The organism is Synechococcus sp. KORDI-52 (assembly GCF_000737595.1).
In the GTDB taxonomy this organism is placed as follows: Bacteria; Cyanobacteriota; Cyanobacteriia; order PCC-6307; family Cyanobiaceae; genus Parasynechococcus.
Genome location: NZ_CP006271.1, coordinates 616,184 through 627,839 on the forward strand (window position 1 = coordinate 616,184; position 11,656 = coordinate 627,839).

Consider the following 11,656-nt stretch of genomic DNA (forward strand, 5'->3'; position numbering starts at 1 on the left):
GATGGCGTTCGCGTTCCCCGACTCTTTTCGCTTCGCCGACAGCCACGAGTACGCCAATGCTGATGGTGAGCTGGTGCGGGTTGGCATCAGTGCTTTCGCCGTTGATCAGCTGGGCGACATTGTCTTCGTGGACCTGCCGGAGGTGGGCACCAGCCTGGCGAAGGGCACCAGCTTTGGATCGGTGGAATCGGTGAAGGCTGTCGAAGATATGTACGCGCCCATGGCTGGCGAGGTGGTGCAACGCAATGAGGCAGTGCTGGCCAGTCCGGAGGAGCTTCAGAACGACCCCCATGGCGAGGGCTGGCTGCTGGTGCTGCGTCCAACGGATCTCTCCGAGCTCGACAGCCTGATGACCGCGGAGGCCTACGGCGCCAAGGTCAACGCCGGCTGACATCAATGGCGGGGCGCCGCTCTTACCATCGTTTGGCGGGCTGCTGCTTCAAACGTTGATTTCTCCTTTTTCGCAGCGGCACATTGGCCCGAATCAGGCGGAACAGAGCCGAATGCTGGAGGCACTTGGCTACAGCGATCTGAATGCGTTCATCGCTGATGTCGTGCCCGCCGATATCCTCGATCCAGTGCCTCCGCTCGAAGCGTTGCCGGAGGGTTGTGGGGAGGCGGAGGCCCTCCGGCAGCTGAACCAGCTGAGTGAGGCCAACGCCCGGCGACGTTCCCTGATCGGGTTGGGCTACTACGGCACAGCAACCCCGGCGTTGATTCAGCGCCACGTGTTCGAAAATCCTGCTTGGTACACCGCCTACACCCCGTATCAGGCCGAAATTGCCCAGGGGCGTCTGGAGGCTCTGCTCAACTTTCAAACCTTGATCAGCGAGCTCACGGGCTTGCCGATCGCCAATGCGTCGCTGCTCGATGAAGCCACCGCAGCGGCGGAGGCCATGAGCCTCAGCTTCGGGGTGTGCCGGCGCGCTGAGGCGACCCGGTTCCTGGTCGACTTCAATGTGATGCCGCAGACCTGGGCTGTGCTACAGACCCGCGCCGCTCCCCTCGGCATCGTCCTCGAGCAGATCGAACCGGGCACGGCCCTGATTGATGCGTCCGTGTTTGGTGTGCTGCTGCAATTGCCAGGTGCTGATGGCTGCATCTGGGACCCATCGGCCGTTATTGAAGCGGCCCATGCGGCGGGTGCTTTGGCCACCGTGGCCATCGATCCGCTGGCGCAGACCCTGATGGCGCCCGTGGGATCCCTGGGGGCAGACATCGCTGTGGGCAGCGCTCAACGCTTGGGGGTGCCGATGGGATTCGGCGGCCCGCACGCCGCCTTTTTCGCCACGGTTGAGTCCTACAAGCGTCAGATCCCCGGCCGCCTGGTGGGGCAGTCCAAGGATGCCGAAGGTCATTCGGCGCTGCGGCTGGCGTTGCAGACGCGTGAGCAGCACATCCGTCGTGACAAGGCCACCAGCAACATCTGCACGGCCCAGGTGTTGCTGGCAGTGATGGCCTCGTTTTATGCGGTGCACCACGGGCCTGATGGTCTGCAGGCCATTGCTCAGCGCATTGTTGGCCTGCGCAGCCAGCTGGAGCAGGGCCTGCGGGCCCTGGGTTATCCGCTGGAGCTGGCCGATCGTTTCGACACCGTCACCGTCCACTGTGCGTCGGCACCGACTGTGCACCGCGCTGCCGCAACGGCTGGTTTCAATCTGCGGGTGCTGCCCGATGGTGCAGCGCCGGCAGATGCCACCGGATTCGGCATCAGCCTCGATGAGCTCTCGGATCAACAGGAGCTGCAAGCCCTGCTCGCCCTGTTGGCCGATGCCAGTGGTCAGGCCACCCCGGAACTCGAGTCTGAGCAGCCCCTGTCCCTCTCCCTGCCGCAACGCAGCCAGCCCTGGCTGAGCCAGCCGGTCTTTCACCAGTACCGCAGCGAATCGGAGTTGCTGCGGTACATCCAGCGGTTGGTGAGCCGTGATCTGTCGTTGGTGCACGGGATGATCCCGTTGGGCAGTTGCACCATGAAGCTCAATGCCGCGGCTGAGCTGCAGCCGGTGAGCTGGCCTGCTTTTGCCGCATTGCATCCGTTTGCTCCAGCCGATCAGGGCCAGGGTTATCGCCGTCTGGCCGACGATCTGGAGCAATGGCTGGCTGCTCTGACGGGCTTTGCCGCCGTGTCGTTGCAGCCCAATGCCGGTTCTCAAGGGGAATACGCCGGGCTGCTGGTGATTCGCGCCTGGCACCGCTCCCGCGGTGAGGCCCATCGCGACATCTGTCTGATTCCCACCAGCGCCCATGGCACCAACCCAGCTAGTGCCGTGATGGCTGGCCTCAAGGTGGTGGCCGTGGCCTGTGATGACGAGGGCAACATCGATCAGCAGGATTTGGCGGCAAAGGCTGCCGAGCATGCCGATCGGCTGGCGGCGCTGATGGTGACTTACCCCTCCACCCATGGGGTTTTCGAAGCCGGCATCCGTGAGATCTGTTCGGTGGTGCATCAGCACGGCGGCCAGGTGTACCTCGACGGGGCCAACCTCAATGCGCAAGTGGGGCTGTGCCGTCCCGGTGCTTTCGGCGCCGATGTTTGCCACCTCAATCTGCACAAGACGTTTTGTATCCCCCACGGTGGTGGTGGCCCGGGTGTGGGGCCCATCGGTGTGGCGGCGCATCTGGCGCCATTTCTCCCGGGCCATCCGTTGCTGGCCTCGGCACCCTCAGCCATCGGCCCTGTTTCGGCGGCACCGCTCGGCAGCGCCAGCATTCTCCCGATCAGCTGGATGTATCTGCGGATGATGGGAGCGGAGGCCCTGCGTCAGGCCAGTGCCGTCGCGCTGTTATCGGCCAACTATCTGGCCCATCGGCTCGATGCCTCGTATCCCGTCCTGTTTCGAGGCAGCACCGGTCGGGTGGCTCACGAATGCATCCTTGATCTACGTCCACTGAAGCGGGATGCGGGGATCGATGTGGATGACATCGCCAAGCGGTTGATGGATTACGGCTTCCATGCACCCACGGTCAGCTGGCCGGTGGCTGGAACCGTCATGGTGGAACCCACCGAGAGCGAGAGCCTGGCGGAGCTTGATCGCTTTGCCGATGCCCTGGTGGCCATCCGTGAGGAGATTCGTGCCATTCAAACCGGCGCAATTGATCCTCAGAACAACCCGCTGAAGCGTGCGCCGCACACCCTGGCTGCCGTTACAGCGGATGACTGGGATCGTCCCTACAGCCGTCAACAGGCTGCCTTCCCAATGGAGAGCCAGCTCGAGTTCAAGGTCTGGCCGGCTGTGGCGCGTATTGATAACGCCTTCGGCGATCGCAACTTGGTTTGCACCTGTCCTTCCGTGGACGCGCTGGCCACCGCGGCTTGAAGTTCTGGTGCGAAGGCTTCAGGGCTTGTAAATTTTCACCGAAAGTGGAAAAATTCGTTTGATTCCGTTTATCGCACTTGCGAGTTCGGTCAAACTATCCGACAACTGATTCGTCTGTCGGGGGACACTATGGATCGGGACACCAACAAGAAATCTGCTCTCAGGAGCTCTGAAGGGCCTGCCCTCCCGCAACTTCCGGAGGGTCTTGAGTCGGCCCTCAATCGTGGCCATACATTGTCAATTGAAGGAACAAATGTGATTCGGGTTCCCTTCGGCACCCGCCGGTCCCGCCGCAGTCGTCCTGAGCGGCCCGACCACTGGGCCACCCTGGTGATTCCTTTTCAACCTGTGGGTGATCCCACTCCGCCACCGGCCGCGGCCTGAGTTCAGGCCACACCGATTTCAGCTTTTTCCTGAGATAGGCGCCAGTCAAGCAGGGCCTTGACGTCGGCCAACGAGCAGGTTGGTGTCCGGAATGGCAACAGCCTCATCGGGCTGCGCTCCGGCCGCACCAGCCAACTGTGGTTGGTTTGAGGCATCAAAAGGAACCCGCGATACCGCACCGCGGTCTCCTGACCGTTCATGAATCCCATCGCTCAAGGGATCGGTTGAAAGTGACCCCGCCATTTCAGGGCGCAGATTCTGGTCTCTCGCACTTGCACCGAATCTCTTCCGGATTGCTTTGTTTAGGTGATCAAACGGAGATCAGATTGCGAGATTGCAACGGCCCGCCAGCCGGCGCGTCGAGGCGGATGGTTCATGCCATCGCAAAGAGAAGCACGTCAGCCGTGTTGCTGAGAACGATCAGCTCCTGCTGTGTGGTTGCGTCGTGGTTCATGCCCAGTCCGTCGCCCCGCCGGAGCGGTCGCCTGGGCCTGCCGTTGCTGTGCAGGTTCAGCTCGCCCTCAATCACCTGAATCCATCGCCACGGCTTATTCACTGTTGGCAGGGGCAGCTGCTGCCCTCGTTTCGGTTGAGCACGCCACAGGTGGATGGGACGGGCGATGGCCATTGCCTCGCCGGGTCCATCTGGCGCAATCAGGGGTGTCCAGTGCTCACCGAGTGCGAATGACTTCTGTTCATAGGCGGGTTCGAGCCCTCGTTGAGTCGGTTCCAGCCAGATCTGCAGCAATCGGCAGGGAGTGTTGCTTCGGTTGATCTCGCTGTGCAGGAGGCCGGTCCCTGCGCTCATGCACTGCACTTCGCCGGCACGCAGAACTTCGCTGTGTCCCATGGAGTCGGCATGGGTCAGCTCCCCGTCCACCATCACGGTGATGATTTCCATGTCGCGGTGGGGGTGCATGCTGAAACCCTGGCCTGCAGCGATGGTGTCGTCGTTGATCACCCGCAGGGGGCCAAAGCCCATCCAGTTCGGATCCTGATGGCTGCCGAAGGAAAAGCTGTGCCATGAGTCGAGCCAGTCCAGTTGGCTGTGAAAGCGCTCGTCAGCCAGGCGGATCACCGTTGCGGATGTGCTGTTCGATGGTGCTGCGCACACGGTTCGTAGAGGCGTGATGGATGACGTTCGACCTAGAGCTCCAGCGGTGACATCTGCAGAAGGCGCTGCACTAGGTCGCTGATGCTCTCGTCCTGCGGTGGTTTGGCATGGTTGCTCAAGAGCTGACGCCCCACCACCTGAGCCCCGAGGTGGGTGAGTTGGATGCGCAGTGACAGGAGCAGTTCCATGCCGCCACCGCCAGAGAAGGTGGCCATGGCAATCGGGCGACCATTGAAGAGGGACCGGAAGTCGTCTCCTGTGACGGAGAGCCAGGCAATGGCATTGGTAAGGGTCGGCGGAATGGAGCCGTTGTATTCCGGCGCGCAGATCACCCAGCGCGGTGCTTGATGCAGCTTGTCGTGCAGGATCTCGAGGTCAGTGCCTGCCCCTACTGCCTTGACTCTCGGTGTGAAGAGAGGCAGGTCGATCTCTGTGAGATCGATCAGTTCGGCACTGGCGTTCTGAGCTGCTGCGGCCTGCACGAAGCGTTCTGCCAGTTTGAGGTTCTCGCCATTGCTCGCTGTCAGGACGACGAGATCAGAGGACATGGAGGGTTTGGCGTGTGTCTGAATCGTGTTGGTTCTCAACCGTTTTCACAACCAGGCCCGCCCCGCAGGGGGACATGGTGACGGACCTGGCTGTGACGTTGGGGCTCGTGTTGGTTGGGACGAGTCTCAGGCTGCTTTCAATTCCGCTTCGCAGTAAGGAATAAAACTGGTTTTGCGGGCACCGCAGATGGGGCACTGCCAATCGTCTGGAATCGCTTCAAAGGGGGTGCCGGCAGCGATGCCGGAATCCGGATCCCCCTCGGCGGGGTCGTAGATCATCGAGCACACCTTGCAGATCCATTTGCCCGGGATCGGTTGATCGGCTTGGCCTGCGGTGCCCTTGCCTTGTAGGGCTTCGAGGGCAACGCCATAGGTTTTGGCGTGATGCTGCTCGATCGGGGTCAGAAGGCCGAAGTTCTTGGCGGCGGTGCGGAAGAGGCCCGCATGCTCCTTGGATTCGCTGCTTTGTTCGGCGAACTCCGCTTCGGCTCCGCTGTCCCGGTCCTGCCGGGCCTGGGCGGCGAACTCCGGATACATCGTTGTGTACTCGTAGGTTTCGCCTTCAATGGCAAGCTCCAGGCAGCGGCTCAGGATGGCCTGCTTTTCTTCTCCGCTGAGTTGATCAGGGTTGCTGATCATCAGCTCGGGGTGCAGCAGGCGGAAATGCGCAAAGGCGTGTTCCGTTTCCTGGGCTGCAGTATCACGAAACAACTTGGCCAGGTCTTTGTGGCCCAGTTGTTTGGCCACGTCCGCAAAGAACAGGTATTTGCGGTTGGCCATGCTTTCGCCACCGAATGCCGCTTCAAGGTTGGTGTGGGTGGATGGCTTGGAGAGGTCCATCAGTCAGATGAGCGATCGTTCCACAAGCCTAGACCTAACTCATAACAGCTATGAGTTAGGTCTAGGTTCGGGTTGCCGGCTCAGTAGTTGGCGCCGCTGCGGCGTTGGTGCACTGCGGTACTGCCTTTTGGATCCAGCACCCCGCCGTGATCCACTTCCGCGTAGATCAGCCAGTGGTCGCCGCATTCCATCCGTTGGCTCACCTTGCCGTCCAGCCAGGCCAGGGCATCCGGCAGCAACGGCTGCTCAGCAGGGCTGGTCTCAAGCTCCAGGCCTGCAAAGCGGTCGGCTCCAGGTTCGAACGGTTGGAGGAACTGCTTCATTGGGCCTGTTTCGCGTCCTTCGGCCAACACGTTCAAGGCGAAGCGATCGCCCTTGTGCAGTAGGGCTTCGACGGCGCGATCCTTGGCGACGGCCACAGTGATGCCGGGCGGATTGAAGCTGGCCTGACTCACCCAGCTGGCCACCATGGCGCCGCTCAGATTGGCTTTGCGTGTGGTGAGCACGCAGAGGGAGCCGATCACACGGCCCAACGCCAGCACCGCTGGATCGCTGCGGCTTTCGCTCAAGCCGCCAGCACTGCGCCGCAGGGCCCGTTTCTGGCTCTGCAGCAGCTGGCGGGCGAAACGGGTACCGGTTTCCTCCAGCTCCTTCACTCGGGCAACATCAGGACTGAACTTCACCCGGATCGGCTCGAAGCCGAAGCTGAAGCCGCCGTCCCGCAGTTTGGTTTCCAGAAGATCGACCGCTTCGCCACTCCATCCGAAGCTGCCGAACACCCCCACGGGCTTACTGCGATCCCCTTCCGCCAAAAGGGTGCCCAGGGCCGACACGATCGGTGTGGGGGCATGGCCCCCCAGGGTTGGTGAGCCAATCAACACGGCATCGGCACGCTGGATCGTGCTCACCAATTCATCGGCGGGGGTGAATTCGCAGTTCAGGCTGCTCACCCGGATGCCCGTACGGCTGACGCCGCGGGCCAGGGCATCGGCAATGGCCGCGGTGTTGCCGTAGGCGCTGGCGAACAGCAGGGCCACCGTCAGGCTGGCGTTTTGCTGGCCTTCGCCCCAGCGCCGGTAGTCATTCAGCAGGCTGCGCCAACTGGCTTCGATGGCCGGGCCATGGCCTGGTGCGATGGTGCGGATGTCGAGCTCTTCGAGCCGTTCCACCAGGGCATCCACCTGGCTGGCCATGGGGGCCATCAGGCAGTCATAGAAGTGACGTCGTTCTTCTTCGGTGCTGCTGCGGTTGCTTTCGGCCCAGCTTTCGGTGCAGAGATGGGCGCTGAAGAATTTGTCGCTCATCAGCAGGCCGAGGCTTTCTTCGAACGCCAACAACCCGCCCGGCCAGCGGGGGGTTGGGGCCGGCAGAAGCACCAAGCTGCGCTGATGGCTGAGCGGCAGCGTTTGCTCCTGGCGGATCACCCGCAGCGGCGGCAGCTCGGGCAGTGGTGGTTGCTCAGTGGCCTCGCCGGGAGGGGCCGGTTTGCGTTGGTTCCATAGCTCTTCGATCAGCTTCGCGCCGGGGTTGGAGACGATCAGTTCCAAGCCGGCATAAGCTTCAGCCAGATTCCGCAGCAGGGCAACCCGGTTTGGGTTGACGTGGCCCACGACCACCAGCAGCGATGCGTCGCTGCTCGGCAGGGCTTCGGCAAGCACCGGCAGAAAGGCCGCGTTGTAGGCCACCCCTGGAGGGTGGACCAGCACAGCAGGGGCACCGTCACCGGCTTCGAACAACACACTGTTGGCGGTGCTGCCCCGCTCCAGGGCGTACTCCAGTTCGAAGCGGTGACGTTGGGGGCTCAGACCGCGGAGGCCAACGACACCATCGTCGATCGGCAGCTGGATCGTGCGACGCGTGGTTGCGGTGCTGGTCACGCTCATCTTCGAAGCCAGTTGAATGTAGGCGTGTCGTTGATGGGAGCAGCAGGCCGGTGGCCCAGAGCGTTGTTCTTCTCTCCTCCCAGCTGATTACCACCCTCTCGGCTCTGGCCTATCTGCGCTGGAGAGGCCTCAGGGGGACTCGGCTGGAGGTCGTCTCGCTCTACCGCGACGACCTCAGTCATTCGACCCGGGCCTTTCAGCCGCTGTTGCGGGATCTTGCGGCCCAGGATGGGCATCAGTGCCAGTTCATCGCTGGGGACAGCGTGATGATCGAGCCTGAGCTGAGAGCCTGCAGCCTGTTGCTGCTGCCCCGCTTGGACGATCGCGAAGGCCAGCAGATGTTCCGTGCTTACAAGGCTTCAGAGGTGGTGGAGCTGGGGGAATCCATTGGAGTGGAGACGCTCTTGTATTCACGGGGCGGCCGTCGGGAACGCCAACGGGTCCTGCAGAGATTGCGCCGTTCTGGTGGCCGAACTGCGGTTCGAGAGGAACCCCTGATTCCTCTGAATCACCCCGTTGACGCAGAACGCTTGCGTTGTCTGCTCGACTTGGGTGCTGCCTGTCGTGCGGCCATGGCTGAGGTCGCGTTTGCGTCCACCAACCGCGGCTCTGCAACGCGGGTGATGCTCTGTTTGCCTTACCTCAAGTTGCGGACATGGCGCTTTCGCTGGCGCCTGGGGGGGCGATCGCTGGGCTGGCGGCAGGCACCGATGATCGAGAACCGTTCCTACGTCAGGCGTGCCGTTCGTTCCGCGTGGTGCCACCTGCCGGCTGAAACGACGTTGGCGGTGCAGGCCCACCCCAAGAACGAAGCGCACCATGATTTGATCGAGAAGTTGTTGCGTCCGCTTCAGCCAGGGAGACTCTTGGAGCTGCTCCCCTCCGATGCCCCTCTGGAGGTGAGGCTGTCGAGCGGGTTGTCTCTTGAAGGGAGTGGACGTTGGCGTGTCTTGGGTTTCGGTACCAACCTCTTGGCTGCGGCGGTGTTTCTGGCGCCCCAACACCATGGTGTTGGTCTATGTCAGCCGGCTGAGGAGTGTTGGTGGCGGCGCTGCTTGGATCAGTGGCTCAACCACCGTGAATGGCATAGGCGTCAGCACGTGCGTGCCGTACTCTCCAACCTGCTGGATGCATTGGATCAGCTGCAGGTTTAGTGGTGCGTCTCCACGCTGCAATCGGTTACATGCAGGTGAGGGATGCTGTATGGATTCTTAGCTTTTGAATCAACGTTTCAACGCGATGTTTGCTGGTTTTGCTCCAAGGATTCGTCGCATTGTCTTGCTTGCTTCAGTTGTGCTTTTGATCGGTGCATGTGGTGGGATCTTTCCAGGCTCGATATTTCATGCAGATGGCAAGCTCTCCACAGATGAGTTGAACTATTTCTTGTCAGAGATGAGAGAAACGACGGGCATCGGTGCGAGGCTTGATCGATGCATCAAAACAGAAGCTGCTCGACGCGCAGAGATTGCCGGTGATCCGCAGGCGATTGATCCCAAATCACTGAACATTCCAAAGGACAACTGGTTGCTTTTGGATAAGTCGAATAAACGACTGATTTTGGCCCAGCTGATCGTGACGCAGTCCAGTGTGTTCTGCACGATGGGGCGTGAGATGTAAGCACCGAGTGGTAAGACACGCTGGGGGCAGGTCCTGGGATTGAAAAGTGAACGAGCGCGAAATTTTTAAGGATGATGCTGTTTTGAGCCAGGACATCCTCCGACTTTTTCAAGCGTTTGCTTGAGGAGATTGTGTTTCAGCTGGGAATCAGTAGTGATTTCCTACCTTGCGGTGGTGCACCGCGGTGCTGGCCTCGGCATCGGCCACGTTGCCCTGCTCCACCACGGCATAGATGATCCAGTGGTCGGGGCCTTCCATCCGTTGCTCCACCCGGCAGCCCAGAAAGGCCAGGGCATCGGCGAGTACCGGGCCGCCATCGGCGGTTCCCTCCAGCACGTTCACTCCGGCGAAACGATCGGCACCGGGGGGGAAGCGCTTCAGGAAATGGCGCATCAGCTGTTGGTGGTTGTCCTGCCGTAGAACGTTCAGCACGAAGCGGTCGCCCACCTGCATCAGGGCTTCAATGGCGCGGTCCTTGGCGACGGCGATGGTGAGGCCCGGTGGGGTGAAGCTGGCCTGACTCACCCAGCTGGCCACCATGGCGCTGCGGCGTTGCGATTCGCCCTCTCCCTGGCTGGCGGTCACCACATAAAGGCCTCCGCTGATGCGACCCAGGGCTTTGTCGAGGTCGCCATCGAGGCTCTTCATTGCTGCGATCGCCTTTTCCTTGGTGAGCAGTTGACCAAGGTCCGTGCCCGACTCCTCACAGCGTTGGTAGTCGCTTCCTTGGGGCAGTTGCTTGATCCGCAAGGGGCTGAAGGCCTGTTTCTGGCCCTGACTGCTCAGTTGATCGGCAACGGCATCGATCGGTTCATCGTTCCCGCTAAAAGCGTCATAGACCCCTACGAGTTGCTTTGGATGGAGGGCTGCCAACAGGGTGCCGATTGAGGCCTGCAGATCCGGTTCCGGATCCGACGGCCAGGTCGGCACCACAACAGCCTTGGCGTCGCCGATCAGGGCGGTGAGCTCCTGGGGGTCGGTGGCCCGTAGGTCCACCAGTTGCACCTGGGCCTCCGCTTTGCCGATGCCGTGGGCAATGGCCTGGCTGATCCGATCGGAGAAGCCGTACTGACTCAGGTAGCAGACGGCTGCATAACTTTCCCCCTTGCTGCGCTGGCCGCTCCACTCGCGGTAATCGCTGATCCAGTGACTGAGGTGATGGCGCAGCAGGGGGCCGTGGCCTACGGCGATGGTGGTGATCTCCGGCAGGCCATCCATCCGCTTGAGAGCCTGCAGCACGCTGCGGGCGTTGGGGCCCATGAGGCAGTCGTAGTAGAAGCGAAAATCGGGAGCGATCGCCCCAGGGTCGGCGTCGAAGACGTCGTCGGAGCAATAGTGCAGGCCGAAGGCGTCGCAGGTGTAGAGGATGCCTGTGCCGTGATCGAAGGAAAAGATCGTGTCAGGCCAGTGCAGGTTTGGAGCACTGAGGAATTCGAAGCGGTGCTGGATGCCGCTGTCAGGATTGGTGCCGAGATCCAGTTCCTCTCCGGATTTCACAGCACGGGATTTAAAGGGCCGATGCACCTGGTCCTGCAGGAACTGCAGTGCCACCTTCGAGCCCACGATCTCGATCTCGGGATTGAGATCGATCAGGTCACCGATCAGACCGGAGTGGTCGGGTTCGGTGTGGCTCACGATCAAGACATCGATCGCGCTTGGATCGATCTGCTCCTTGAGCAGTGGGATCCACGTGTCACGGAATTTCGCGTGGCTGGTGTCGATCAGGGCGGTGCGCTCCCCTTGCACCAGAAAGGCGTTGTAAGTGGTGCCGTTGCGCAGGCCGAACTCAATGTCAAAGCGGCTGCGATCCCAGTCGAGCGAGCGAATCGTTGTCGTGTCGGCCGAGATGGTCCTGCATTGCAAGGAGAGCCGAGGTGCCACAGCGGAAGGGTCTGTGCTGTTCAGACTTGCCGTGACCATGACAGAACGCTTGTTGATTGAACTCTACGAAGG

The 11,656-nt window shown here is 61.6% G+C and carries 11 protein-coding genes; 5 read left to right on the top strand and 6 right to left on the bottom strand.

All coding sequences use genetic code 11. From position 1 onward, the window contains the following. Window position 1 precedes the first annotated feature (1 nt). The 3 genes from gcvH to KR52_RS03135 all read left to right on the top strand — a co-directional run bounded on the left by gcvH (window position 2) and on the right by KR52_RS03135 (window position 3,701). The gene (gcvH, locus tag KR52_RS03125; RefSeq protein ID WP_038552347.1) at window positions 2-391 is read left to right on the top strand and encodes a glycine cleavage system protein GcvH; all 390 of its coding nucleotides are present in this window, start codon (window positions 2-4) and stop codon (window positions 389-391) included. A gap of 112 nt (window positions 392-503) precedes the next feature. Beyond that, on the top strand, window positions 504-3,317 hold the full coding sequence (gene gcvP, locus KR52_RS03130; protein ID WP_253912439.1) for an aminomethyl-transferring glycine dehydrogenase: 2,814 nt from the start codon (window positions 504-506) through the stop codon (window positions 3,315-3,317). 129 nt (window positions 3,318-3,446) lie between these two features. After that, the gene (locus tag KR52_RS03135; RefSeq protein WP_038552353.1) at window positions 3,447-3,701 is read left to right on the top strand and encodes a hypothetical protein; all 255 of its coding nucleotides are present in this window, start codon (window positions 3,447-3,449) and stop codon (window positions 3,699-3,701) included. 2 nt (window positions 3,702-3,703) lie between these two features. On the opposite strand, the gene KR52_RS03140 is transcribed toward KR52_RS03135, so the two are convergent. The 5 genes from KR52_RS03140 to KR52_RS03160 form a co-directional block, all read right to left on the bottom strand. Then, entirely contained in the window at window positions 3,704-3,910 is a 207-nt protein-coding gene (locus KR52_RS03140) for a hypothetical protein (protein WP_038552357.1), read from the bottom strand. 164 nt (window positions 3,911-4,074) lie between these two features. After that, the gene (locus KR52_RS03145; protein ID WP_038552359.1) at window positions 4,075-4,815 is read right to left on the bottom strand and encodes a pirin family protein; all 741 of its coding nucleotides are present in this window, start codon (window positions 4,813-4,815) and stop codon (window positions 4,075-4,077) included. A gap of 32 nt (window positions 4,816-4,847) precedes the next feature. Beyond that, window positions 4,848-5,363, bottom strand: coding sequence for an NADPH-dependent FMN reductase (locus KR52_RS03150; protein WP_038552362.1), 516 nt, complete (start codon window positions 5,361-5,363; stop codon window positions 4,848-4,850). Between the two features lie 126 nt (window positions 5,364-5,489). Next, the gene (locus tag KR52_RS15310; protein ID WP_038552364.1) at window positions 5,490-6,203 is read right to left on the bottom strand and encodes a rubrerythrin family protein; all 714 of its coding nucleotides are present in this window, start codon (window positions 6,201-6,203) and stop codon (window positions 5,490-5,492) included. A gap of 80 nt (window positions 6,204-6,283) precedes the next feature. Beyond that, window positions 6,284-8,086, bottom strand: a complete 1,803-nt coding sequence (locus tag KR52_RS03160) for a diflavin flavoprotein (RefSeq protein ID WP_038552367.1) — start codon at window positions 8,084-8,086, stop codon at window positions 6,284-6,286. Window positions 8,087-8,136: 50 nt separating this feature from the next. Between KR52_RS03160 and KR52_RS03165 the strand changes: the two genes are divergently transcribed. Together KR52_RS03165 and KR52_RS03170 are read left to right on the top strand one after the other, a co-directional pair. Beyond that, complete coding sequence (locus tag KR52_RS03165) at window positions 8,137-9,240, top strand: hypothetical protein (RefSeq protein WP_038552369.1); 1,104 nt, start codon at window positions 8,137-8,139, stop codon at window positions 9,238-9,240. A 64-nt stretch (window positions 9,241-9,304) separates the two neighbouring features. After that, window positions 9,305-9,703 carry a hypothetical protein gene (locus tag KR52_RS03170; RefSeq protein WP_156957568.1) on the top strand — a complete coding sequence of 133 codons (399 nt, stop codon included), beginning with the start codon at window positions 9,305-9,307 and terminating at the stop codon, window positions 9,701-9,703. A 147-nt stretch (window positions 9,704-9,850) separates the two neighbouring features. On the opposite strand, the gene KR52_RS03175 is transcribed toward KR52_RS03170, so the two are convergent. After that, window positions 9,851-11,623: a diflavin flavoprotein gene (locus KR52_RS03175; RefSeq protein WP_051834256.1), complete on the bottom strand. Its 1,773-nt coding sequence runs from the start codon at window positions 11,621-11,623 to the stop codon at window positions 9,851-9,853. Window positions 11,624-11,656: the final 33 nt, after the last annotated feature.